Below are 22,530 nucleotides of genomic sequence, written 5' to 3' on the forward strand. Positions count from 1 at the left end.
CCGGGTGAACGCGGCCCGCGGCGACCAGCCGTACCGCCGAGGCTGCTGGCCGCCCTTGACCCGGCGTGCAAAGCTTCAGGCCCGGGCGGATCCCGCCCGGGTGGCAACGGCGGACGACCGCGTGCGCGAAGCCAACGGGGGCGCGCGGTCCGCCGTGCCTTACCGCTGCCCGCCGTTCACCTCCGCTCGTCCTCCTCGGGCACCGCTGCCGTGATCCGGTGCAGCGCGAAGGTGTGCAGCGTCTCCGTCCGGTCGTCCTCGGCGCGCAGGTATCCCGCGCTCAGCGACACCGGCCGCACCAGCCGCGACAGGGTCGCGCCGTGCGAATCCACGTACCCGACCCAGACCCGGGCCTTGTCCCGCACGGCCTGCTGCAGCACCGCCATCGCCTGACCGTGCGCCTGCACCGCGGTCAGCCCGGGCACGCCCTGGCCGTGCGCGGCCCGGACCGTGACCGGCGCGCGCCGCGCCGCCCGGGTCGCGATGTCGCCGCGGCGGATCTGCTCCACCACCCCGGCCAGCCGTGGCCCGGCCAGCTGCGGGGGCCCGGGCTGCTCGGCCACCTTCGCCGCCAGCGGGGTACGCGACGCCGCCCGGCGCACCTTCGGCCGGGTCAGCACCGCCGCGCCCCCCGCATCCTCCGCCACGGGCGCGTATCCCGCCTCCCGCAACGCCCCCAGCAGACGCGCCACCGGGTACGCGGTGACCAGCACGGTCGGCGCGATCCGGCGCAACGCCATCGGGGCCAGCCGCTTGTCCGCCAGCGCCCCGGCCAGCAGCGCCTCGTCGTCGCTGCGCAGGTACGCCCCCGCCGACCCGGTGCGCAGGCCGCCGTGGGTGCGCGCCGCGTCGTCGATCAGGTACGTCAGCGCCTGCGGCACCGGGGTGCGCGAACGCCGCTGGAACAGGGCGTGCAGGTCGGCCGCGCCGTACCCGACGTCGAGGGCGTGCCGGACGCTGGCCGCGGTGACCCGGTGCACGCTGGCCCCGCCGGCGGACTCGTGCTCCGCCACCACGTCGAGCTCGGCGGCGAGTTCCGGCTCGGGCGGTCCCGGCACGACGACGGACAGGTCCGCCTGCACCAGCACGTGATCCACCGGCGCGGGCAGCAGTGCGTCCAGCACCCGGACCACGTCCGACCCGGCCGCCGAGGGCTGCGCGTCGAGCCCCAGCGGGTCCGGGTCGGGCTCGGCCTGGTCGTCCAGCAGCAGCCGGCCGTACGAGGTGATCGCGCCGAGCGCGGCCACGCCGAGGGTGACCGCGCCGGCCAGCGCGTCCCGGTGCGCGGCCTCCCGGCCCCGCGCCCGCCGGGGCGCCTGCCAGGCCAGCTGGCCCAGTACCGCGTCGACGCTCGGGGCGGTGCCCGCCGGTAGGGCGGTCAGGACCCGCAGCGCCTCCCGGCGGGCCTGCGGCGCGCCCGCCCGTTCCGCGTCCGGTGACAGCGGGGTGATCGGGCGGTCCCGTTCGTCGCGCTGCCCGATCAGGCTCGGCTGGCGGGTCATGGCCAGCCAGGACCGGGCCAGTGTCTCCCAGCGCTGCGCGATGCCGGTGGCCCGCCACAGGTCGTACGTGCCGGTCGGCAGGAAGATCTCCTCGACGCCGCCCGCCCGGCTGACGTACACGCCGCGCGGAGCGCCGGAGGCGTCCGCCTCGCCGAGCAGCCCGGCCGCGTACGCGACCTCGAGCAGCATGGCCGTGGACGCCTCGTCCTGGCCGGTGGCGCGGGCGAGGCGCTTGAGGTCGCGGACGCCGAGCCCGCCGGTCTTGAGCACGGGTGCGGGCTCGGCCCCCAGCGTCTCCAGGATCGTCTCGGTGATCCGCACCGCCTCCATGACCTGCCCGGCCCCGGCAGAGTCCACCGACTTGGCCTCGCGCACCGCCGACGGGGGCGTCGGGGCGGTCGGGCGCAGCGGTCCCAGCGGGCCGGTGTCGCGGCGCAGCAGCAGGCCGATCTCGCGGGGCAGCTCCACCAGCTCCCCGTCCGGGCGTGGGGCGCGACCCGCCTCGCCGACCGGCACCAGCACGTGATGCTCGACCAGCCAGCGCACCGGCTCGGCCATCGCCGCCGCGTTCAGCGCGCCGATCGGCGGGCCCGCGGCCAGCCGCTCCAGCACGGCCCGGGCCGCCGGGGGCGCGGCCAGCACGGTACGGCGCAGCTTCGCCCGGTCGGCGCACAGCGCCGCGGCCAGCGGGTCCAGGTAGTCCGCGGGCCGCCCCAGCCCTGCCGGGTACGGCGAGGTCACCTCGTCCACGGCGCCGATGACCTGGAGTTCGTGCTCCGGCCCGTGCAGCAGGAAGCGGGCGCGCAGCCGGTCCACGGCCGCCCGTACGTCGTCGGCGGGGGCCGCCGCGGCCAGCTCGGTGATCGCCTCCACCGAGGTCAGGATGGTGTCGGGATCCCGGCTGAGCCGGGCCGCGTCGAGGATCTGCAGGGTGAATTCGTCGAGCGCGTCCAGGCAGCGGGCGACGGAGCCACGGGACTGTGCCCGCACAGCCAGCGCCGAGATGTCGGCGGGCAGGGGCACGACGAGGTCGGGACGCAGCTGGATCAGCGCCCCGAGCGCCACGTCCGGTAGCGAGCGCAGCTGGTCGGCGAAGGTGGTGGCCATCGCGTTCCACGCTAGCCGCCATGGGACGATGGTGACGGGCCCAGGGCGTGGGCTCGGACGCATTGAGGAGGGACGTAAGGTGGCAGAGGCGAAGGTAGCGGGCACCGCGGTGACCGACGGTGGGGCTCCGGGCAGCCGGGCCCGCACGCCGAAGGACGGGCACCTGGCGGTGTCCGAGCTGGTGTCGGACCGGGCCGCCGCGCCGTCCCCGTTCGGCGACGATCAGAGCTTTCCGCTGCCGGTGGAGCGGCTGACGTACACGCCTTCGACCACCTCGTGAGTCTCGCGGTCGGCTTCGACCTGGACATGACGCTGATCGACTCGCGGCCGGGCATCCGGGCGACGTACCGCGCGTTGACCGCGGCGACCGGGGTGCACGTCGACGCTGACCTCGCGGTGACCCGGCTGGGGCCGCCGCTGCGGCAGGAGCTCGGCGAGTGGTTCCCGCCGGAGGACATCGAGCACGCCGTCGCCACGTTCCGGGCGTTGTATCCGGACCACGCGGTCGCCCCGACCGTGCCGATGCCCGGCGCGGTCGAGGCGCTGGCCGCGGTCCGCGAGCTCGGCCTGCGGACCGTCGTCGTGACCTCGAAGCTGGGACGGCTGGCCGGACTGCACCTGGCGCACCTCGGCCTGCATGCCGACGTGGTCGCCGGTGACCTGTTCGCGGAGGGCAAGGCGGCCGCGCTGGTCGAGCACGCGGTCCGCTGGTACGTCGGGGACCACGTCGCCGACATGGTGGCCGCCACCACCGCCGGGATACCGGGGGTCGGTGTGGCCACGGGTCCGTGCAGTGTCGACGAACTGCGCGCCGCCGGCGCCAGTCACGCGCTGCCCGACCTCATGGATTTCCCCCCGCTGCTGCGGGAGATTGCGGTTGGGTCCGGCCGCGCGGCTGGATAGCCTTGCCGTGAGCGCATGTGTCCATTGAGTGAAGTTGAGGTCAGCGGTGCCCACGGGTCGAGTGAAGTGGTACGACGCGGCGAAGGGATTCGGCTTCGTCACCAGCGATGAGGGTGGCGACGTCTTCCTGCCCAAGGGGTCGCTGCCCGCCGGCGTGGCCGAGCTGCGTGCGGGTCAGCGCATCGAGTTCGGCGTCGTCGACAGCCGCAAGGGCGCCCAGGCGCTGGCCGTGAAGGTGCTGGACGCGCCGCCGTCGGTGGCGGAGCTGCGCCGCCGGCCGGCCGAGGAGCTGCACGGCCTCGTCGAAGACATGATCAAGGTGCTGGAGGCGAAGGTGCAGCCGGACCTGCGCCGGGGCCGCTTCCCGGACAAGAAGACGGCGCAGAAGGTCGCCCAGCTGGTCCACGCGGTCGCCCGCGAGCTGGAGGTCTAAACGGTCAGCGGCTCGATCAGGGGGATGACCCCGACCGCCGCCGCGCGTTCCAGCAGTGCGTCGGCGGCGGCGAGCCCCTCCGCGCCCAGGTCCAGGGTGTACTCGTTGACGTACAGGTCGATGTGCTGGCGCACCACGTCCAGCTCCATCTCCTGGGCGTGCTCGAGGACGAAGTCCCGGCTGGCGTCCGGGTTCGCCCACGCCATGCTGACCGAGGTGCGGATCCACTCGGCGGCCTCGTGCGGGTCGACGGCGCCCTTGCGGGCCAGGATGGCGCCGAGCGGGATGGGCATGCCGGTGTCCTTCTCCCACCACTCGCCGAGGTCGACCAGTTTGGTGAGGTCGTACTGGTGGTAGGTGAAGCGGGCCTCGTGGATCACCAGCCCGGCGTCGAACCGGCCGGTGGCCACGCCGGGCATGATCTCGTGGAACGGCACGGCGGCGATCCGGGCCGGGGCGCGCCAACCGGTCCACAGCCGGAACATCAGGTACGCGGTGGTGCGGTCACCCGGCACCGCCACGGTGGCGCCGCGCAGGTCGCCGTCGGCCCAGCGGTCGTCCCCGTTGGTCAGCACGAGCGGTCCGCAGCCGCGCCCGAGCGCGCCGCCGCACGGCAGCAGGTGGTACTTGTCGAGCAGCCAGGGCAGCGCCGCGTAGCTGACCTTGACGAGGTCGAACTCCCCCTTCTCGGCGGCCCGGTTGGTCACGTCCACGTCCGCGAACGTCATGTCGATCGCGGGCGCCCCCGGCACGAGGCCGTGCACCAACGCATGGAAGACGAATGTGTCGTTGGGACACGGCGAAGCCGCCAGGGAGAGCGCCACGCATCCGACCGTAACCCGCCCACGGTCCCGGGCGCCTCAGCAGGCGCATGTCTGCCCCGCCACACCACACTCCGGACGTGCGGGACCCGGGTCGGGTGGTCAGGCCGGCAGCCCGGACAGCGCCCGGGCGGCCCGGGTCAGCGCGGCCAGTGCCTCGGGGATCCGCCACGCCTGGCGGTCCCGGGGACCGACCGCGTTCGAGATCGCCCGCAGTTCCGCGAACGGCGTCGCGGCCCCGGCCGCCGCGCAGGCGACACCGTAGCCCTCCATCGCCTCGGCGGCGGCGTCCGGAAACCGGGCGGCCAGGGCTGCCGCGGTCGCGGCCGTGCCGGTGACCGTGCCCAGCGTGAGCACGTCGCCGGGCACCGCCTCGGGCAGGACGGCCGCCAGCGCCTTGACCAGGGTCTCGTCCGCGACGATCGCGCTCGTGCCGAAGCCGAGCTGCTCGACCGGCAGGAACCCGTCGGCAGTCTCGGCGCCCAGGTCAGCGGCGATCGCGCGGACGCCGAGCACGGTCGCACCGACCGCGGCGCGGCCGGGAAAGCCGCCGCCGATCCCCGCGCTGAGCACCGCCCGGTACGGCGTGTCCGCCGCTTCGGCGAGGGCCAGCAGCCGGGCCGCCCCCGCGGCGGCGGCTCCGGGTCCCACCCCGACCGGCTCGACCCGGATCCGGGCCGGGTCGGCACCGGCGCGTACGGCGTCCGCCTCCGCCGCCACGGCCGTGACGACGAGCAGGTCCGGCGTGCTCACCGCTCGGCCTGACCGGCATCGGCGTCGCTGGCGCCCGTGGTGCCGTCGCGGCGCGCGGCCGACGACGGCCGGTAGACGTGATAGCCGGGCGGCGCGAGCCCCGCGCCGGCCGCCTCGGCGGACTCGCTGGTGCGGGACGCGGGCGCCTGCGGCGAGGCGTTCTCGGTGGTGGTGGCGGTCGGGTCGGCCGGGCGCCGGCCCGGCGGCACGACCTCGGAGGTGTCCGGCTCCGACCGGGCTGCGCGCCGCCGCCAGCGGCCCCGTCGGCGGCCTCGCGCGTCGCCGGACGGGTCCGGGTCTCCGGCCGGGAGCGTGCCCGGCGACGCCGCCCGGATCCGGGACCCGTTCGGTGCGGGTGGGTTCGCGGCGGCCGGGCCGGCGCGTGACTCATCGGCGCATGACTCATCGGCGCGTGACTCATCGGCACCGTGCACAGGAGAGTCATCGCTGGGCGCCGCCGGGTCCGGGCCGATCGTGGCGGTGTCGTCGACGGTGGCGTCGGGGCGGCCGAGCAGGTGGTCACCGTGCAATCGGCCCGCCACCACGGCCGCACGGATCGCCGCGGCCACCGCGAACGAGGCGGCGACGATCATGCCGACCCGGCCGTCCATCGGGATGATGCCGACCGCGCCGCCGACCACCCACGCCAGCATCAGTACGGTCTCGGAGTGCGCGAACGCGCTGGCGCGCAGCCGTTCCGGCACGCGTTCCTGGATGCTGGCGTCCACGGCCAGTTTCGAGATGCCGCTGAAGATCGCGGTGACCAGCGCCAGCAGCGCCACCATCACCAGCCCGTAGAAGATCGTGGCGAGCACCGCGACCCCGGCCGTGATGGTGAGCCCGCTGGACTGTAGTGCGGTGGGGCGCCGGATGTGCAGCTTGGTGCCGACCGCGGTGGACAGGAACGTGCCGACGGCCAGCGCGCCACCGATCACCGCCACCGCGCCCTGGCTGCCCACGTCCCGGCCGAACAGTGTGGTGTCGAGCTGTCCCGCCTTGACCGCGAACGCGAAGTAGAGCAGCAGGAAGCCGTACAGGCAGCGCAGCGTGGCGCTGCCGACCAGGGTGGCGATGACCAGCCGGCCCGACAGCGGGCGGTCCGGGCCCCGGCGCAGCCGCAGCGCCGTACGGATCGGGCGGGGGACCTCCTCGGGCGGGTCGGAGTCGGCGCGCGGGGGCAGCCGCAACGCGACCACCATGCCGACCAGGAACAGGATCGACGACACCCGCAGCGGCCACTGCGGACCGAACCAGAACGCGCCCAGCCCCAGCGGGGCCACCATCGCCCCGGCGAACGTGCCGTACACGCTGGCGCGCGCCCCGACCTGGGACAGCCCGATCCCGTCGGGCAACAGCCGGGGTACGGCGGCGGAGCGGGCCACCCCGTACGCGCGGGACAGCGCGAGCACCCCGAACGCTGCGGGATACAACCCGAGGCCGTGCAGGTGGTCGGAGATCAGCCAGGCGAGGAACGCGCGGCCGAGCATCGTGGCGGCCAGCGCCCACCGGCGGCCGTGCCGGAAGTGGTCGAGCAACGGTCCGATCACCGGCGCCAGCAGGGCGAACGGCACCATCGTCACGAGCAGGTAGATGGCCACCTTGCTGCGGGCCTCGCCCAGCGGCACGTTGAAGAAGATCGTGCCGGCCAGCCCGATCGCGATCAGGGTGTCCCCGGCGCAGGACAGCGCGTGCAGGTCGAACAGGCGCACCATGCCGATCTCGTGCGCGGCCCCCCGCGCCCGGGCGTCGCCGACCCGGCGGGTCGCCCACCGGCCACTGCGTACGGAGCCGCGGACCAGCAGCCGCCCGGCCTTGAAGCCGGTGCCGAAGGCCCGTCCTATGCTGGTTAGCAGTGGCATTGCCTCATCCTGACTGATGGCGGCGACAGGTGTCGCGTGCCAATGGTCCGTGATCTGGGGGAGTCGCTGTAGCGACCCGCCACCGATAGGGGACAATGATCGGGTGACCAGGAGTACCGCCGCCCGCGCCGCCCGCCTCGACCAGGTCTGCGCCGATGCCGTCGGAGTGGCCCGCGGGGCCATCACCGACGTGGATGCCGCCGACGTCGGCGAGCATCTCGAGGCGGTGCCCGAAGGGGACCGGGTCGTCACGCATTTCTTCGAAAGTCACCTGGCCGGGTATCGCGGCTGGCGGTGGGCGGTCACGGTGACCCGGGTGCCGCGCAGCCGGCATGTCACGGTCTGCGAGACCGTGCTGCTGCCCGGCCCGGACGCGCTGCTGGCCCCGGGCTGGGTGCCGTGGCACGAGCGGGTGCAGCCGGGCGACCTCGGGGTCGGCGACCTCATGCCGACCGCACCGGACGACGAGCGTCTCGCCCCGGGATACGTGCTCAGCGACGACCCCGCGGTCGAGGAGGTCTCCTGGGAGGCGGGCCTGGGCCGGGCCCGGGTGATGTCCCGGGAGGGCCGGGTCGAGGCCGCCCAGCGCTGGTATGACGGCGACGCCGGGCCGGAGGCGCCGATCTCGACGGCCGCCCCGCGCACCGCCCGCTGCGGCACGTGCGGCTTCTACCTGCCGCTGGCCGGAACGATGCGGCAGATGTTCGGGGTCTGCGGCAACCTGTACGCCCCGGACGACGGCAAGGCGGTCAGCGCCGACCACGGCTGCGGCGCCCATTCCGAGGCGCTGCTGGGCTCGTCCGAGCAGCCGGTCGACGAGCTGCCGACGGTGTACGACGACAGCGAGGTCGAGCCGGTCGCGGTGAGCCGGGGCCCGGGTTCGGTCGAAGCGGGCGAGCCCGCCGAGCCGTACGGGCATTCCTAGCCCGGGTCGGTCACGCGGAATTCGGGGTGGCTCAGGGCGCGCCGACGACGCCGGTTCGCGTCGTGTCGCAGCATCGTGAGAAGGCCAGGAATGCCCAGCAGGAAGCCGGCGATGCTGATCCACAGCCAGTCGGTGTGACCGTGGGCCTTCAGCCAGTCGTGGTTGAGCAGCAGCACGAGACTGGCCACCGCGAACGCCGCAATCCCGGCGAGGGCGAACGGCACCATCGGCGGGTCGAGCGGCTCGATCCGCGGCTTCTCGCTGGTCACTCACCCTTTGTAACACAGCTGATCTTCCATCGACCCGTAGCGCACTGACACGATCATCTGCATCGATCCCCACACCGGGAGGACGCCCTGTGTCTGCGAATCGTTTCGACCGGTTCTTCGAGATCTCCGCGCGGGGTTCCACGCCGGAGCGGGAACTGCGCGGCGGCCTGGTCACCTTCTTCACGATGGCGTACATCGTCGTGCTCAACCCCCTGATTCTCGCTGCCGGGGTGGACGCGGACGGCGCGAAACTGCCGGTCGCGGCGCTGGCCGCGGGTACGGCGCTGGTGGCGGGCGTGATGACGCTCGTGATGGGGGTTTTCGCCCGGTTCCCGCTGGCGCTGGCGGCGGGCCTCGGGGTGAACGCGCTCGTGGCGTACGAGATCGCACCGGAGATGACCTGGGCGGACGCGATGGGGCTGGTGGTCATCGAGGGGGTGGTGATCGCGGTCCTGGTGCTGACCGGCCTGCGCACCGCGGTGTTCCGGGCCGTGCCCACGCAGCTGAAGACCGCGATCGGGGTCGGCATCGGCCTGTTCCTGATGCTGATCGGGCTGGTGGACGCGGGTCTCGTCCGGCGCGTCCCGGACGTGGCGAACTCCGTGGTCCCGGTCGAGCTGGGCGTGAGCGGCCGGCTGACCAGTTGGCCGGAACTGGTCTTCGTGCTCGGGGTGCTGCTGACCCTGATCCTGTTCGTACGCCGGGTCCGCGGGGCGATCCTGATCGGCATCCTGGCCACGACCGGGCTGGCGATCCTCGTGGAGGCGGTCGTGCACGTGGGCCCGGCGTTCGTGGACGGCGCACCCAATCCTGGCGGGTGGCGGCTCAACGTGCCGAAGCTGCCCGAGACGATCGTCAGCACCCCGGACCTGTCGCTGCTCGGGAAATTCGACGTGCTGGGTTCGTGGAGCCGGGCGGGCTGGCTGGTCGCGCTGATGTTCGTCTTCACGCTGCTGATCACGGACTTCTTCGACACGATGGGCTCGATGGTGGCGGTCGCGCAGGAGGGCGATCTGCTGGACGCCGAGGGCATGCCGCCGCGTACCCGGGAGATCCTGCTGGTCGATTCGATCGCCGCGGCGGCGGGCGGCGCGGCCAGCGTGTCCAGCAACACCTCGTACGTGGAGAGCGCGTCCGGCGTGGCCGAGGGTGCCCGGACCGGGGTGGCCAGCCTGGTCACCGGGGCGTTGTTCCTGCTGGCCATGTTCCTGGCCCCGCTGGTGGTCGTGGTGCCGTTCGAGGCGGCGTCGACCGCGCTGGTGGTGGTGGGCTTCCTGATGCTGGCGGCGGTCCGGCAGATCGACTGGACGGACTACGAGATCGCGGTCCCGGCGTTCCTGACCATCACGCTGATGCCGTTCACGTACTCGATCTCCAACGGGATCGGCGCCGGGGTGATCTCGTATGTCGTGCTGAAGGTGGCCGTGGGCCGGGCCCGTCAGATCCACCCGATCCTGTACGGGATCGCTGCGCTGTTCGTCCTGTACTTCCTGCGGGGTCCGTTGGAGGCCGCGCTGCTGTAGGTGCGTTAACGTGCCCGGTGACGGTGGTCATACGCAAATTCGGATGTCGTTAGCCAAGCTCATTAGCTAGGCTAACCAATGTGATGGGGCGGTCTGTGGCGGCGGAACGGGAGACACCAGAGCAGCTGGCCAAAACGCTGCGCGAGGCGATCACCCGGCTCAACCGGCGCGTCCGCCAGGCCCGTCCGGTCGGTGACCTCACGTTCAGTCAGCTCTCCGCGCTGACCAGCCTCCAGCTGGCCGGTGCGCTGACCCCCCGGGAACTCGCCGACACCGAACGGGTCCAGCCCCCGACGATGACCAAGATCGTCGGGAAGCTGGAGGAGCAGGGACTCGTGGCGCGTACGCCACACCCTACGGATCGTCGTCAGGTCATCCTGGCCCCGACCGAACAGGGTAGGGCGGTGTACGCGCAGTTCGAGCGGGCCCGCAACGAGTGGCTGGCCACCCAGCTGGCCGAGCTCGCCCCGGACGAACGCGACACCCTGGAACGCGCGGCGCGGATCCTGCAGCAGGTCGCCCGCGGCTGAGGTCGCCGCCTCCGGTCGTCCCGTCACACGACGATGACGCGTACGACCCGACAGGAGGCGCACCCGAGTGCGGGCAGTGCTGAGCACGACCTTCCGGTCCCTGCAGGTTCGCAACTACCGGTACTTCGCCACCGGGCAGCTGATCAAGCTGGTCGGGGTGTGGATGATGTTCACCGCCCAGGACTGGCTCGTGCTGGACCTGTCCGGGAACTCGCCCGGCGCCCTCGGCGTCGTCGCGGCGCTGCAGTTCCTCCCCGTGCTGGTGCTCACCCTGTGGGGTGGCACCCTGGCCGACCGGTACGACAAGCGCACGCTGCTGATCCTCGCCAACGCCGTGTTCGCGGTCACCGCGATGGTCTTCGCGGTGCTGGTCGCCGCCGGGGTGGTGGCGCTGTGGCACGTGTTCCTGTTCGCCGCGTTGCTCGGGGTCGCGAACGCCATCGAGACCCCGGTCCGGCAGGCGTTCGTCTCCGAGCTGGTCGAGCTGCCACTGCTGCCCAATGCGCTCGCGCTGTCCGCGGCGACGTTCAACTCCGCCCGCATCGCGGGCCCGGCGCTGGCCGGGATCGCGCTGGCCACTCTGCACACGGGCCCGGTCTTCCTGATCGCCACGGCGCTGTCGATCGCGCCGGTGTTCAGCTACCGCCGGATGCGCACCGCCGAGCTGTACCGCGAGGAGCGCGGCCGCAAGGCCGGGCAGGCCGGATTGCTGGACGGCCTGCGGTATGTGCGCGACCGGCCGGACCTGGTGCTGCCGATCGCCCTGATGGCCGTGGTCGGCATGATCGGCTTCAACTTCCCGGTCACGCTCGCGGCCCTATCGAAGATCAACTTCCACGCGGGTCCGTCGTCGTTCGGGCTGCTCAGCACCGGCCTCGCCGTGGGCGCGCTCGGTGGGGCACTGGCGGGCAGCGCTCGGCGGGCCCGGCCCAGCATGTACGTCGTCCTGGGCGCCGCGCTCGCGTTCGGGCTGCTGGAGTTCGCGCTCGGCTTCGCGCCCACCTTCGCGGTCGCGGTGCTGCTGCTCGTCCCGACCGGATTCTGCTCGATGTACCTCGCCCAGGCCGCCAACCACCGGGTGCAGATGGGGGTCGACGCGGCGTACCGGGGCCGGGTGATGGCGCTGTACGTGCTGGTGTTCCTCGGCTCCACGCCGATCGGGGCGTCGCTGGCCGGGTGGTGGGGCGAGCACTTCGGGGTGCCCGCCAGCATCTGGCTCGCCGGGCTGATCTGCTTCGTCGCGGCGCTGGGCGCACTGGCCTGGCAGTTGATCTCCAGCGGCGAGCGGCTCCGGCTGCGGGTCAGGCCCCGCCCACGGCTCACCCTGGTCCACCCGGCGCCCACCGCCGAGGCGGACGTGGCCTCCGCCGAGTCAGCCCCGTCCGCCGAGTGTTCTCGCCCGGCGGCCGCGGCTTGACGAGGAGCCGGGTAACCGGCTCGTCCGGACAGCTTCCTCAGTCGGTGGTTACCAGGTCAGGCGTCAGGGCGCCGGTCCATGACAGGGTGTGCAGCCAGCGCTCCAGCGTGGCGATCGCCTCGTAGATGTCCTTGCTCGTCCACGTTGCGGTTTGATGATCCCAATCGGGATCCAGCAAGGACAGCCGGTAGCAACCGTCCCAGCTGGGCGTGCCGATAATCGCGCCCTCGCCATTGCTGCCGTAGCAGCCCAGGTCGACCTGGAGTTTCCGCCACGGCGATTCCGGGTCCGTCTCGTAGGGCTTGCCGTCCGGGGGCGGGCTCTTGACCAGCCAGAGCAGGTCTTCGCTGTCGCTGAACTCGCACTCACCGGACGACAGGCGGCGGGCAACCAGGCCGTTGTGCCTGACCTCCCATCCGCTGGGGATGCGGAGCGGGACGGTTGTCCATTCCTCGGTCAGGATCGCGCGCAGTGCTTCCGGCGCAGTCGGCGAGGGTTCGTAGACCATGATCGATACTGTATGCAAGCCTGGCCGGAGCCGCGGTCGGTCAGGAACTCTCGCGGGCCGCGGGGCCGCCGCCGAACAGGACATCATCCCAGCTCGGGAGGCGCTTGCGCGGCTTGTTCTCGTCGCCGTCGCCACCCGACTGACCACCCTGGCCGGCCGCCCGCCGCGGACGCAGCACCGCCAGCGACGGCACCGCCGGGACCTCCTTGGGCAGGTCGGCATCGTCGTCGAACGCGGACCCCGCACCGCCACCGAGCAGTGCGGCGGCGCCACCCGCCACGGGTCGGCGGGGCTCGGGGTGCGTCGCCGGCTCAAGACCGCGGCCGGTGCCGAGCGGGCGGTCCAAAGAGGCCAGCAGGGCGTCGCGGCCCGCGCGGATCGGGTCACGCCCGGGGCGGATCGGGTCGCGGGCGGGCCGGGGCGTATCGACGGCCGGGCCACTGGGCAGGCCGTGACCGCCGCGGGTGGGCTCCGCCGCCCGCGCCGGGCCGGGCAGGCCGTGGCCGCCGCGCTCCGGGGCCGGGTCCTGGCCGAGGATCTGGGTCGGCCGTTCCGCGCACAGATACTGCGCCATGTCGTCGTGCGGGGACACCAGCTGGCGGCTCTTGTCGAGGTCCCACACCGCCTGCGCGGTCGCCTTGCCGGACGGCCAGGTGGCGACGATGCGCCAGGTGCCGTCGTCGCGCCGGTACGCGTCCCAGGAGATCTTCTCGGTGTCGATGCCGTGCTGGGCCAGCCGGGTGTCCACCACCTCCGCCAGCGCAGCGCCGGAGTCGGAGGTCTTCAGCCTGGTCCGCCGGGCATGCTGGGCCAGCATGGCCCGCTCCTGCAGCACCGGGCCCGCGTAGCGCAGCACCCGGTCGACCGGGACGCCCGCGATCCGGGCGACGTCCTCCGCGGACTCGCCGGAGCGGATGCGGGACTGGATGTCGCGCGGGGACAGCGACGGCGTCGTCTCGGTGGTGACCACCGCGACGGCCGACCCGACCGGGGCGGGCGCGTGATGGTGGCCGTCGGTGTGCAGCGCGCCCGCGATCCGGTCGTCGAGCGGGAGCGCCAGGAGCCGTCCGACCTCGTCGGCGAGCACCAGGGCCTGACCGTCCTCGGAAAGGGCGACGAAGCGTACCGGCCGCATGCGTTGCCTCCGTCCCGTCGCTGGCCTTGCCTACCGGCGCCGACCGGCTCGGCGCCTGTGCTCCCGAGACTCAGTTACCCGGGCGCGTTTCGCCAACACCGTACGCCGACCGGTCACCCAATGGGAGTAAGCCACGCCGGGGACTCGTTGACCTGCGTTGATGATCTTCGGCTCTCCCGCGTCACAGTCGGGGCACGACGTAGTCTATGCATGCGGTCAGCGCCTCCACATCGGCCGGGTCCACCGTGGGGTACAGCGCGATCCGCAGCTGGTTGCGCCCCAGCTTGCGGTACGGCTCCGTGTCCACGATGTCGTTCGCCCGCAGGATCTTGGCCAGCCCGGCCGCGTCCACCCCGTCCGCGAAGTCGATCGTGGCGACCGCGTTCGAACGCAGCGCGGGATCGGTGACGAACGGGGTGGCGTAGTCGCTGCGGTCGGCCCAGCCGTACAGCGCGGCGGCGCTCTCGGCGCTGCGCTTGGCCGCCCAGCCGAGGCCGCCCTGGGAGTTCATCCAATCCAGTTGCTCGGCCGCCAGGAACACCGTGGCCAGCGCCGGAGTGTTGTACGTCTGCTCCAGCCGGGACTGCTCGATCGCGGTGACCAGGTCCAGGAACTGCGGGATGTAGCGTCCCGTGCCCTTGATCTCGAAGGCCCGCTCGATGGCGGCCGGGGACATCAGCGCCAGCCAGATGCCGCCGTCGGAACCCAGCGCCTTCTGCGGGGCGAGGTAGTACACGTCCGTCTCGGACACGTCGACGTCCAGGCTGCCGCCGCCCGACGTGGCGTCCGTGAGCAGCAGGGCACCCGGGTCCGCACCGGCGACCCGGCGCACCGGCACCGCCACGCCGGTCGAGGTCTCGTTGTGCACACTGGCGTACGCGTCGACGCCCGCCTCGGCGCGCAGGTAGGCCGCCTGGCCACCCGGGGCCCGGTGCACGGTCGGCTCGGCCAGGAACGGCGCGTCCGCGACCGCCTTGGCGAACTTCGCGCCGAACTCGCCGAACTCCGCGAACTGCGCCTTGTCCCGGACCAGCCCGAACGTGGCGGTCTCCCAGAATGCGCTCGTGCCGCCGTTGGAGAGGATCACCTCGTAGCCCGCGGGCGCGGAGAAGAACTCCGCCACCCCGCGGCGCAGCCGCGCCACCTGGTCCTTCACGGTCCGCTGCCGGTGCGAGGTGCCCAGGTACGTGCGGGAGACCGCGGCCAGCGCCTCGGCGCCCTCGGGGCGGACCTTGCTCGGCCCGGAGCCGAACCGCCCGTCCACCGGCTTGAGTTCGTCGGGAATCCGGATGCCGTCAGCCACGAGTCCTCCCAGAGAGGCGTTGATCAAGGGCGCCGTTGCAGACGCCCATCCTCCCATCGCGAGTTGATCAGGCGTTGTGCGGTACCGCGTCCCACCCCTCGACGTCCTGCGGCTTGCGGGTGCCGGGGCCGACGTAGAGGGCGCTGGGGCGCACGATCCGGCCGAGCTTCTTCTGCTCCAGGATGTGCGCGCTCCACCCGGCCACCCGGGCGCACGTGAACATCGAGGTGAACATGTGCGACGGCACCTCGGCGAAGTCCAGCACCACCGCGGACCAGAACTCCACGTTGGTGGCGAGCACCCGGTCGGGCTTGCGGGCCTGCAACTCGGCCAGCGCGGCGCGTTCCAGGGCCTCGGCCACCTCGTACCGGGGTGCGCCCAGCTCGCGGGCGGTGCGGCGCAGCACGCGGGCGCGCGGGTCCTCGGCGCGGTAGACGCGGTGGCCGAAGCCCATCAGCCGCTCGCCGCGGTCGAGCACGCCCTTCACGTACCCTTCGGCGTCGCCGCTGCGCTCCACGGCCTCGATCATGTGCAGCACCCGGGAGGGCGCGCCGCCGTGCAGCGGGCCCGACAGGGCCCCGATGCCCGAGGAGATGCAGGCGGCCGCGTCCGCACCGGTGGAGGCCACGATGCGGGCGGTGAACGTGGACGCGTTGAGCCCGTGCTCCGCGGCCGAGATGAAGTACGCGTCGACCGCCTTGACGTGCCGGGGGTCCGGCTCGCCGCGCCAGCGCTTCATGAACCGTTCGACGATCGTCGTCGCCTTGTCGATGTCCTTCTGCGGCACGGCGGGCAGGCCCAGCCCGCGGGCGGCCTGGGCCACGAACGACAGCGCGGTGACCGACACCCGGGCCAGGTCGGAGCGGGTCTGCTCGTCGTCGATGTCGAGCAGCTGGTTGAGCCCCCAGTACGGGGCGAGCATGGCGACCGCGGACTGCACGTCGACGCGGATGTCGCCGGAGTGCACCGGCACCGGGAACGGCTCGGCGGGCGGCAGGCCCGGGCCGAACCGCCCGTCCACCAGCAACGCCCACACGTTGCCGAAGGACACCTGACCGATGAGATCCTCGATGTCGACGCCCCGGTAGCGCAGCGCGCCACCGGCCTTGTCGGGCTCGGCGATCTCGGTCTCGAAGGCGATGACGCCTTCCAGTCCCGGTTTGAAGTCGGACACGTCGCCTCCTGGAAATGGCCCCGTGAAGCCGTGGGTGTTTCATCTTGCCCGCGCTGACCCGGCCGGTCGAGCGGCGGGGAATGTGCCGTCTGCGACACCTAGTCTCGCCGAGGAGACGCGGCGGCGGTGGCGACTTAGGTTCGATGGGGAAATTGTCGAAGGGGACCAGGTGACACGCGAACCACCAGCGCCAGCCGTGATGCGGCGCGACTACACCGAACGGGGACCGCTGCGCAGGCACGACCTGGCGGCGGACTGGCGGGTCCAGTTCGGCCGCTGGTTCGCCGAGGCGGTCGCGGCGGGACTGCCGGAACCGAACGCCATGGTGCTGGCCACGGCCTCCCGCGGGGGGCGGCCGTCGGCCCGGACGGTGCTGCTCAAGGGGTACGACGACCACGGTTTCGTGTTCTTCACCAACTACACGTCCCGCAAGGGGTCCGAGGCCGCGGAGAACCCGTACGCGAGCCTGGTCTTCCCGTGGTTCCCGATGCAGCGGCAGGTGATCGTGGTCGGGGCGGTGGAGCGGGTGGGGCGGGCGGAGACCGACGCGTACTTCGCCGAGCGGCCGCGCGGATCGCAGCTGGGCGCGTGGGCCAGCCCGCAGTCGCGGGTGGTGCCGGACCGTGCCGCGCTGGAGGCGGAGCTGGCCGCGGCCCGGGACCGGTTCGGGGACACCGGGGCCGTGCCCGCCCCGCCGCACTGGGGTGGGCTGCGGGTGGTGCCGGAGACCGTGGAGTTCTGGCAGGGTCGCGCCGACCGCCTGCACGACCGGCTGCGCTACCGGCACACGGGCGCGGCCTGGGTGGTCGAACGGCTGGCGCCGTGACCCAGGAGGCGGTGACCGAGCCGGGCGTGACCGGGCAGCGCGTACCCCGGCAGGGTGGGAAGCCGGACGTGGAGATGGACCGGAAGCGGCGCCGGTGGGTGATCGACACCCGGCCGCTCGGGGTGGCGCCGTACCGGCGGATGTGGGCGGGCAACGGGGTCTCGTTCTTCGGCTACCAGTTCACCGCGGTGGCCGTGCCGGTGCAGATGTTCGCGATCACGAACTCGTCGGCGTGGGTGGGACTGCTGGGCGTGGCCGCCCTCGTACCCCTGTTGATCTTCGGGTTGTGGGGTGGGGCCGCGGCCGACGTGGTGGACCGGCGGCTCCTGCTGCTGGCCAGCTCGACGCTGGCCTGGCTGGCCACGCTCGCCCTGCTGGCGCAGGCGCTGCTGCGCCTCGACAGCGCCTGGCTGCTGCTGGCGATCACCGCGGTGCAGTCGGTCGGTTTCGCGGTCAGCTCGCCCGCCCGGCAGGCGATAATCCCGCGGATCGTGCCGGGCGAGCTGGTCCCGGCCGCGAACACACTGGCCTACACCACGACCACGGTGGGCGGGGTGCTGGGCCCGCTGGCCGCGGGCCTGATCTTCGGGACCTTCGCCACGGGTACGGGCGTGACGGTCGCGTACGCGGTCGACGCGCTGCTGTTCACCATCGCCTTCTGGGCGGCCTGGCGGCTGCCCCCGATCCCGCCGCTGGCCGGACCGGCCGATGAGCCGCGCCCCAGCGCCGGGCTGCGCGGGATCGCCGACGGCCTGCGCTTCCTGGTGACCAAGCCGGTGCTGCTGCTGTCGTTCGCGGTGGACATCGTGGCGATGGTGTTCGCGATGCCCCGGGCGCTGTTCCCCGAAGTGGCCGCGGAGCGGTTCGGGGGCGGCGCGGCGGTCGGCTGGCTGTTCAGCGCGATCGCCCTGGGTTCGGTCGTGGGCGGACTGACCTCCGGCTGGATCGGGCGGATCCGCCGCCAGGGCTTCGCCCTGGTGGTGGCCGTGGTCGGCTGGGGGGTGGCGGTCGCGCTGTCCGGGCTGGCCCGCAGCCTGTGGCTGATGGTGTTGCTGCTGGCCGTGGCCGGGGCCGCGGACCTGGTCAGCGCGGTGTACCGGCAGTCCATCCTGCAGACGTACGCCCCGGACCGGTTGCGCGGACGGCTCCAGGGGGTGTTCACGGTCGTGGTGGCCGGTGGCCCCCGGCTGGGTGATCTGCGGGCGGGCGCGACCGCTGGCGTGGTCGGCCCGACCGCGTCCTGGGTGGGCGGTGGTCTGCTGGCAGCGGGCCTGGCGGTGGTGCTGGCGCTCGTTTTCCCGGCGCTGCATCGCTACCGCCCGCCACCTGGCGACGACGGTGGGACCCGATAGTGTCCAGTCATGACGAGCGTCGTTCCGGCGAAATCTGGGTTGCAGTGGACGATCGAATCAGGTGAGCACCGGGCGACCCTCGCGGAGGTCGGCGGCGTGCTGCGGGCATATGAGGTGGGCGATCGGGAGGTCGTCGACGGGTTCACCGAGCAGGAGCTGTCGCCCGCGTCCGCGGGGCAGGTGCTGGCGCCGTGGCCCAACCGGATCCGCGACGGCCGCTACACGTTCCACGGGGTGACCCACCAGCTGCCCCTCACCGAGCCGTCCCGGAACACCGCCATTCACGGACTGGTGAACTGGGTGCGCTGGCGCCTGGCCGAGCAGGCCCCGGACGCGGTGACGCTGGAGTGCGACCTGGCCGCCCAGGCGGGCTACCCGTGGTCGCTGGCGCTGCGCACCCGGTGGAGCGTGGGCCCCGGCGGGCTGCGCTGCGACCAGGAGGTCACCAATACGAGTGACACCGAGGCGCCGTGGGGCTACTCGGCCCACCCGTACCTGCGGCTGCCCGGGGTGGCCGTGGACGACATCATGCTGCGGGTGCCGGCGCGGACCAGGATCCTGGCCGACGGTCGCCTGCTGCCGATCGGGGCCGTGAAGATCGCCGGCTCGGAGTACGACTTCACCGCGCCGCGCCGGATCGGCGACCTCATCCTGGACACCACGTTCGGTGACCTCGCGTACGACGCGGACGGCGGCTCGTCGGTGACGATCGCGGCACCGGCGGGCGACGCCCAGGTCACGATCTGGGGGGACCGCCACTTCGCGTGGTGGCAGGTCTTCACCTCGGACACGCTGGGCGGCGAGCGGTTCCGCCGGTCCGTGGCGATCGAGCCGATGACCTGCCCGCCGGACGCGTTCCGCTCCGGCCGGGATCTGATCGTGCTCGGCCCGGGGGAGGGCTGGGCGGCGTCATGGGGGGTGCGACCGTAGTCATGGACTTCGACGAGGTGATCCGCAAGCGGCGGATGGTGCGTACGTACGACCCGGACCGGGCGGTGCCGCCGGAGCTGGTCGACAAGATCGTCAAGCACGCGCTGCGGGCGCCGTCGGCCGGGTTCTCCCAGGGCTGGGGCTTCCTGGTGCTGACCAAGGCCGAGGACCGGGCGCGGTACTGGCAGGTGACCACGGAGGGCCGCCTCGGCGACGCCCCGGCCGACGAGGGCTGGCACGGCTCGTGGCTGGACCGGATGCGCGCGGCCACCCTGATCGTCATCCCGATGTCCAACAAGTCCGCGTACCTGGAGCGGTACGCCCAGCCGGACAAGGGCTGGACGGATCGGGACGAGTCGCACTGGCCCGCGCCGTACTGGCACATCGACACCGGCTTCGCGGCGCTGCTCATGCACCTGACCGCGGTCAACGAGGGGCTGGGCTCCTGCTTCATCGGACTGCCCGCCGCCCGGGTCGAGGCGTTCAAGGAGGCGTTCGGGGTGCCGGCCGAATTCACCCCGATCGGGGCGCTCACGGTGGGTTACCAGCTGCCCGATAAGAGGTCCCCGTCACTACGCAGGGGGCATCGCCCGGTGGACGATGTGGTGCATCATGGCCGGTGGGCTGGGTAGAGGACGGGCCGGAAACGGAAGGGGCGTGCCGTCGTGATCTTCAAAGCGGTGCGGGACGGTGCCCCGTACCCCGACCACCACACCACGCTGAAGATGTGGGCGGAGATCCCGCCGCGCCCGATCCGGCTGGCCGACCTCATCACCACCAAGCGGGAGCTGGCGCTCGACAAGCTGCTGGCCGAGGACTCGACGTTCTACGGCGACCTGTTCCCGCACGTGGTGGAGTACCAGGGCGCCCTCTACCTGGAGGACGGGCTGCACCGGGCGCTGCGCGCGGCGCTGCAGCAGCGCAACCAGATTCACGCCCGGGTCCTCGTCCTCTGACGTCGGCTAACGTCAGCGGCATGGCCGTCTCCGCGTTCGACCTCCTCGACCTCGACTCCCTGCTCACCGACGAGGAGCGCGACGTCCGCGCGCTCGTACGCCGGGTCGCCGACGACCGGGTCCGCCCGTACGTGGCGGACTGGTACGAACGCGGCGAGGTCCCCGTCCGCGACCTGGCCCTGGAATTCGGCAAGCTCGGCCTGCTCGGCATGCACCTGAAGGGGTACGGCTGCGCCGGCTCCTCCGCGGTCTCGTACGGGCTGGCCTGCCTGGAGTTGGAGGCGGCCGACTCCGGGGTGCGCTCGCTGATCTCGGTGCAGGGCTCCCTGGCCATGTACGCGATCTGGCGCTACGGCTCCGAGGAGCAGAAGCAGCGCTGGCTGCCCGGGATGGCCGCGGGCGAGCTGATCGGCTGCTTCGGGCTGACCGAGCCGGACCACGGCTCCGACCCGGCGGGAATGGCGACCCGGGCCCGCCGCGACGGCGCGGACTGGATCCTCACCGGCGGCAAGATGTGGATCACCAACGCCCCCGTCGCGGACGTGGCGGTGATCTGGGCCCGCGCCGAGGAAGGGGTGGTCGGTTTCGCGGTGCCGACCGACACCCCGGGCTTCGCGGCCCGCGAGGTGCGGCACAAGATGTCGCTGCGCGCCTCGGCCACCGGCGAGATCACCCTGGACGAGGTCCGGCTGCCCGAGGCGGCCCGGCTGCCCGACGCGCGCGGGCTCAAGGCCCCGCTGTCCTGCCTGACCGAGGCCCGGTTCGGCATCGTGTGGGGTGCGCTCGGCGCGGCCCGCGACTGCCTGGACACCACGCTGGCGTACGCGAGCAGCCGCGAGCAGTTCGGGCGCCCGATCGCGGGTTTCCAGCTGACCCAGGCGAAGTTCGCGGACATGGCCCTGGAACTGCAGAAGGGCTTCCTGCTGGCGATGCACCTGGGCCGCCGCCACGACGCGGTGGGGCTGCGCCCGGAGCAGGTCAGCGCCGGCAAGCTGAACAACGTCCGCGAGGCGATCGCGATCGCGCGGGAGTGCCGCACGATCCTCGGCGCGAACGGGATCAGCGGCGAGTACCCGATCATGCGGCACGCGAACAACCTGGAGAGCGTGCTGACCTACGAGGGCACCTCGGAAATCCACCAGCTGGTGCTCGGCCAGCAGTTGACCGGGCTGAGCGCGTTCGCGGGCTGAGCGGCGCCAGCCGGGCGGGTGAACAGTGGCCGTCGGTGCGAGGGCCCGGGTTTCGCCTCATCCGTACCTTGGGTAGCAACACCAGGGGGTGAGGGCGATGGCCGAGCGCCGAGACATCGACGACCCGACGAGGGAATATCCCGCCTACGAGCCGGGCCGCGCCGAGCCGCCCGGCCCGGATCAGGCCCGTCCCACCGGCGCCGGGCCGGACCCGGCTGAGCCAGGGCCGGGCGTTGCTGGGCCCGCGGGGTCCGGTGCCGCCTGGCCCGACCCGGCGCCGGTGGGACGGTCCGGCTTCGCCAAGCTGCTGATCTTCACGGGCGCGGTCTTCGCCGTGCTGGTCGCGGCGTGCCTGGGCCTGCGGGCGGCGCACGTGCTGCCGAGCTTCGACAACCCGTTCTCGGACCGGACGACCGACCGCAGCCAGCCGGTGCTGCTGCAGTCCATGCGCGACCTGAGCCGGTTCGTCGCCGCCGACGGCACCTTTCAGGTGATCGTCGACCTGCAGGAGAGCAAGGAGAACGTCCCGGACTTCCTGCTGAACCAGCGCACGCTGTTCGTCGGCTCCGGCTCGGTCGAGGCGTACGTCGACTTCGGCTCCCTCGGCGGCGACGCGCTCCAGGTCGACAACGACGACCATTCCGTACGCGTCACGCTGCCGGCCCCGCAACTGTCGTCGGCCGCGCTCGACCTGGACCGCAGTTACGTGGTGGCCCAGGAGCGGGGCCTGCTCAACCGGATCGGCGACGTGTTCCGCGACGACCCGGACGCCCAGCACCGGGTGTACGCCGAGGCGCAGCGGCGGATCACCGAGGCGGCCCAGGGCAGTGGGCTGGACCGACGGGCGCGGGAGAACACCGAGAAGATGCTGACCAGCCTGTTCGCCCGGCTCGGTTACACCTCCGTCACGGTCACGTACGCGAACCCGTGATCACTCGGTGGGCATGAGCACCCAGAGCACCACGTAGATCAGGAACTGCGGGCCCGGCAGCAGGCAGGACAGGACGAAGGCCAGGCGGACCAGGCTGGGCGAGATGCCGAAGCGGTGGGCCAGGCCGGAGCAGACCCCGGCGATCCACCGGTCGTTGCGGGGCCGGGTCAGGCGGTTCACGGC

The 22,530-nt window shown here is 73.0% G+C and carries 24 protein-coding genes; 14 read left to right on the forward strand and 10 right to left on the reverse strand.

Annotated features, from left to right (window positions below; genetic code table 11):
* Window positions 1–176 precede the first annotated feature (176 nt).
* Complete coding sequence (locus tag ACMCNO_RS04255; protein ID WP_412748107.1) at window positions 177–2,609, reverse strand: helicase-associated domain-containing protein; 2,433 nt, start codon at window positions 2,607–2,609, stop codon at window positions 177–179.
* A gap of 79 nt (window positions 2,610–2,688) precedes the next feature.
* Between ACMCNO_RS04255 and ACMCNO_RS04260 the strand changes: the two genes are divergently transcribed.
* Genes ACMCNO_RS04260 through ACMCNO_RS04270 form a run of 3 tightly spaced genes read left to right on the forward strand, consistent with a single transcriptional unit; the run spans window position 2,689 to window position 3,945 of the window.
* Entirely contained in the window at window positions 2,689–2,889 is a 201-nt protein-coding gene (locus ACMCNO_RS04260) for a hypothetical protein (RefSeq protein WP_412748108.1), read from the forward strand.
* Window positions 2,886–3,512: an HAD family hydrolase gene (locus tag ACMCNO_RS04265; RefSeq protein WP_412748109.1), complete on the forward strand. Its 627-nt coding sequence runs from the start codon at window positions 2,886–2,888 to the stop codon at window positions 3,510–3,512. The genes ACMCNO_RS04260 and ACMCNO_RS04265 overlap by 4 nt, the downstream gene beginning before the upstream one ends.
* A gap of 46 nt (window positions 3,513–3,558) precedes the next feature.
* A complete protein-coding gene (locus tag ACMCNO_RS04270; RefSeq protein WP_412748110.1) occupies window positions 3,559–3,945 on the forward strand; it encodes a cold-shock protein in 387 nt (128 codons plus the stop codon).
* Here ACMCNO_RS04270 and ACMCNO_RS04275 read toward each other — a convergent pair.
* The 3 genes from ACMCNO_RS04275 to ACMCNO_RS04285 all read right to left on the reverse strand — a co-directional run bounded on the left by ACMCNO_RS04275 (window position 3,942) and on the right by ACMCNO_RS04285 (window position 7,378).
* Complete coding sequence (locus ACMCNO_RS04275) at window positions 3,942–4,769, reverse strand: 1,4-dihydroxy-6-naphthoate synthase (protein WP_412748111.1); 828 nt, start codon at window positions 4,767–4,769, stop codon at window positions 3,942–3,944. The genes ACMCNO_RS04270 and ACMCNO_RS04275 overlap by 4 nt on opposite strands.
* A 99-nt stretch (window positions 4,770–4,868) precedes the next feature.
* The gene (locus ACMCNO_RS04280; protein ID WP_412748112.1) at window positions 4,869–5,519 is read right to left on the reverse strand and encodes a futalosine hydrolase; all 651 of its coding nucleotides are present in this window, start codon (window positions 5,517–5,519) and stop codon (window positions 4,869–4,871) included.
* Window positions 5,516–7,378 (reverse strand): MFS transporter, encoded by a 1,863-nt coding sequence (locus ACMCNO_RS04285; protein ID WP_412748113.1) that lies wholly within the window; start codon window positions 7,376–7,378, stop codon window positions 5,516–5,518. Before ACMCNO_RS04285 ends, ACMCNO_RS04280 begins: the two co-directional genes overlap by 4 nt.
* Window positions 7,379–7,463: 85 nt before the next feature.
* On the opposite strand from ACMCNO_RS04285, the gene ACMCNO_RS04290 reads away from it, so the two are divergent.
* Window positions 7,464–8,303: a DUF3027 domain-containing protein gene (locus tag ACMCNO_RS04290; RefSeq protein WP_412753611.1), complete on the forward strand. Its 840-nt coding sequence runs from the start codon at window positions 7,464–7,466 to the stop codon at window positions 8,301–8,303.
* Here the strand turns inward: ACMCNO_RS04290 and ACMCNO_RS04295 are convergent.
* Window positions 8,300–8,530, reverse strand: coding sequence for a DUF2530 domain-containing protein (locus tag ACMCNO_RS04295; protein ID WP_412753612.1), 231 nt, complete (start codon window positions 8,528–8,530; stop codon window positions 8,300–8,302). The two genes, ACMCNO_RS04290 and ACMCNO_RS04295, sit on opposite strands and share 4 nt — an antisense overlap.
* A 131-nt stretch (window positions 8,531–8,661) precedes the next feature.
* Here ACMCNO_RS04295 and ACMCNO_RS04300 point away from each other — a divergent pair, with 131 nt between their 5' ends.
* The 3 genes from ACMCNO_RS04300 (at window position 8,662) to ACMCNO_RS04310 (ending at window position 12,042) form a co-directional block, all read left to right on the forward strand.
* Entirely contained in the window at window positions 8,662–10,095 is a 1,434-nt protein-coding gene (locus ACMCNO_RS04300; RefSeq protein ID WP_412748114.1) for an NCS2 family permease, read from the forward strand.
* A gap of 83 nt (window positions 10,096–10,178) precedes the next feature.
* Window positions 10,179–10,625, forward strand: coding sequence for a MarR family winged helix-turn-helix transcriptional regulator (locus ACMCNO_RS04305; protein WP_412748115.1), 447 nt, complete (start codon window positions 10,179–10,181; stop codon window positions 10,623–10,625).
* A 67-nt stretch (window positions 10,626–10,692) separates the two neighbouring features.
* Window positions 10,693–12,042: an MFS transporter gene (locus tag ACMCNO_RS04310; protein WP_412748116.1), complete on the forward strand. Its 1,350-nt coding sequence runs from the start codon at window positions 10,693–10,695 to the stop codon at window positions 12,040–12,042.
* Window positions 12,043–12,079: 37 nt separating this feature from the next.
* Here ACMCNO_RS04310 and ACMCNO_RS04315 read toward each other — a convergent pair whose 3' ends face one another.
* The 4 genes from ACMCNO_RS04315 to ACMCNO_RS04330 form a co-directional block, all read right to left on the reverse strand.
* Window positions 12,080–12,550: a hypothetical protein gene (locus tag ACMCNO_RS04315; RefSeq protein WP_412748117.1), complete on the reverse strand. Its 471-nt coding sequence runs from the start codon at window positions 12,548–12,550 to the stop codon at window positions 12,080–12,082.
* Between the two features lie 40 nt (window positions 12,551–12,590).
* Complete coding sequence (gene sepH, locus ACMCNO_RS04320) at window positions 12,591–13,685, reverse strand: septation protein SepH (protein WP_412748118.1); 1,095 nt, start codon at window positions 13,683–13,685, stop codon at window positions 12,591–12,593.
* Window positions 13,686–13,866: 181 nt separating this feature from the next.
* Entirely contained in the window at window positions 13,867–14,988 is a 1,122-nt protein-coding gene (gene serC, locus ACMCNO_RS04325) for a phosphoserine transaminase (protein ID WP_412748119.1), read from the reverse strand.
* Window positions 14,989–15,055: 67 nt separating this feature from the next.
* Complete coding sequence (locus tag ACMCNO_RS04330; RefSeq protein WP_412748120.1) at window positions 15,056–16,162, reverse strand: citrate synthase 2; 1,107 nt, start codon at window positions 16,160–16,162, stop codon at window positions 15,056–15,058.
* 169 nt (window positions 16,163–16,331) lie between these two features.
* Between ACMCNO_RS04330 and pdxH the strand changes: the two genes are divergently transcribed.
* The 7 genes from pdxH to ACMCNO_RS04365 all read left to right on the forward strand — a co-directional run bounded on the left by pdxH (window position 16,332) and on the right by ACMCNO_RS04365 (window position 22,347).
* Window positions 16,332–16,988 (forward strand): pyridoxamine 5'-phosphate oxidase, encoded by a 657-nt coding sequence (gene pdxH, locus ACMCNO_RS04335; protein WP_412748121.1) that lies wholly within the window; start codon window positions 16,332–16,334, stop codon window positions 16,986–16,988.
* Window positions 16,989–17,062: 74 nt separating this feature from the next.
* On the forward strand, window positions 17,063–18,340 hold the full coding sequence (locus ACMCNO_RS04340) for an MFS transporter (protein ID WP_412753613.1): 1,278 nt from the start codon (window positions 17,063–17,065) through the stop codon (window positions 18,338–18,340).
* A gap of 9 nt (window positions 18,341–18,349) precedes the next feature.
* Window positions 18,350–19,270, forward strand: a complete 921-nt coding sequence (locus tag ACMCNO_RS04345; RefSeq protein ID WP_412748122.1) for an aldose 1-epimerase family protein — start codon at window positions 18,350–18,352, stop codon at window positions 19,268–19,270.
* 2 nt (window positions 19,271–19,272) lie between these two features.
* Complete coding sequence (locus tag ACMCNO_RS04350; RefSeq protein WP_412748123.1) at window positions 19,273–19,902, forward strand: nitroreductase family protein; 630 nt, start codon at window positions 19,273–19,275, stop codon at window positions 19,900–19,902.
* 33 nt (window positions 19,903–19,935) lie between these two features.
* On the forward strand, window positions 19,936–20,226 hold the full coding sequence (locus ACMCNO_RS04355) for a type II toxin-antitoxin system VapB family antitoxin (protein WP_130510434.1): 291 nt from the start codon (window positions 19,936–19,938) through the stop codon (window positions 20,224–20,226).
* Between the two features lie 20 nt (window positions 20,227–20,246).
* Entirely contained in the window at window positions 20,247–21,416 is a 1,170-nt protein-coding gene (locus tag ACMCNO_RS04360) for an acyl-CoA dehydrogenase family protein (RefSeq protein ID WP_412748124.1), read from the forward strand.
* 97 nt (window positions 21,417–21,513) lie between these two features.
* Window positions 21,514–22,347 (forward strand): DUF4230 domain-containing protein, encoded by an 834-nt coding sequence (locus ACMCNO_RS04365; protein ID WP_412748125.1) that lies wholly within the window; start codon window positions 21,514–21,516, stop codon window positions 22,345–22,347.
* Here ACMCNO_RS04365 and ACMCNO_RS04370 read toward each other — a convergent pair whose 3' ends face one another.
* Window positions 22,348–22,527, reverse strand: coding sequence for a PspC domain-containing protein (locus ACMCNO_RS04370; protein WP_412748126.1), 180 nt, complete (start codon window positions 22,525–22,527; stop codon window positions 22,348–22,350).
* Window positions 22,528–22,530 lie beyond the last annotated feature (3 nt).

This window comes from Krasilnikovia sp. M28-CT-15 (genome assembly GCF_047159595.1).
In the GTDB taxonomy this organism is placed as follows: Bacteria; Actinomycetota; Actinomycetes; order Mycobacteriales; family Micromonosporaceae; genus Actinoplanes.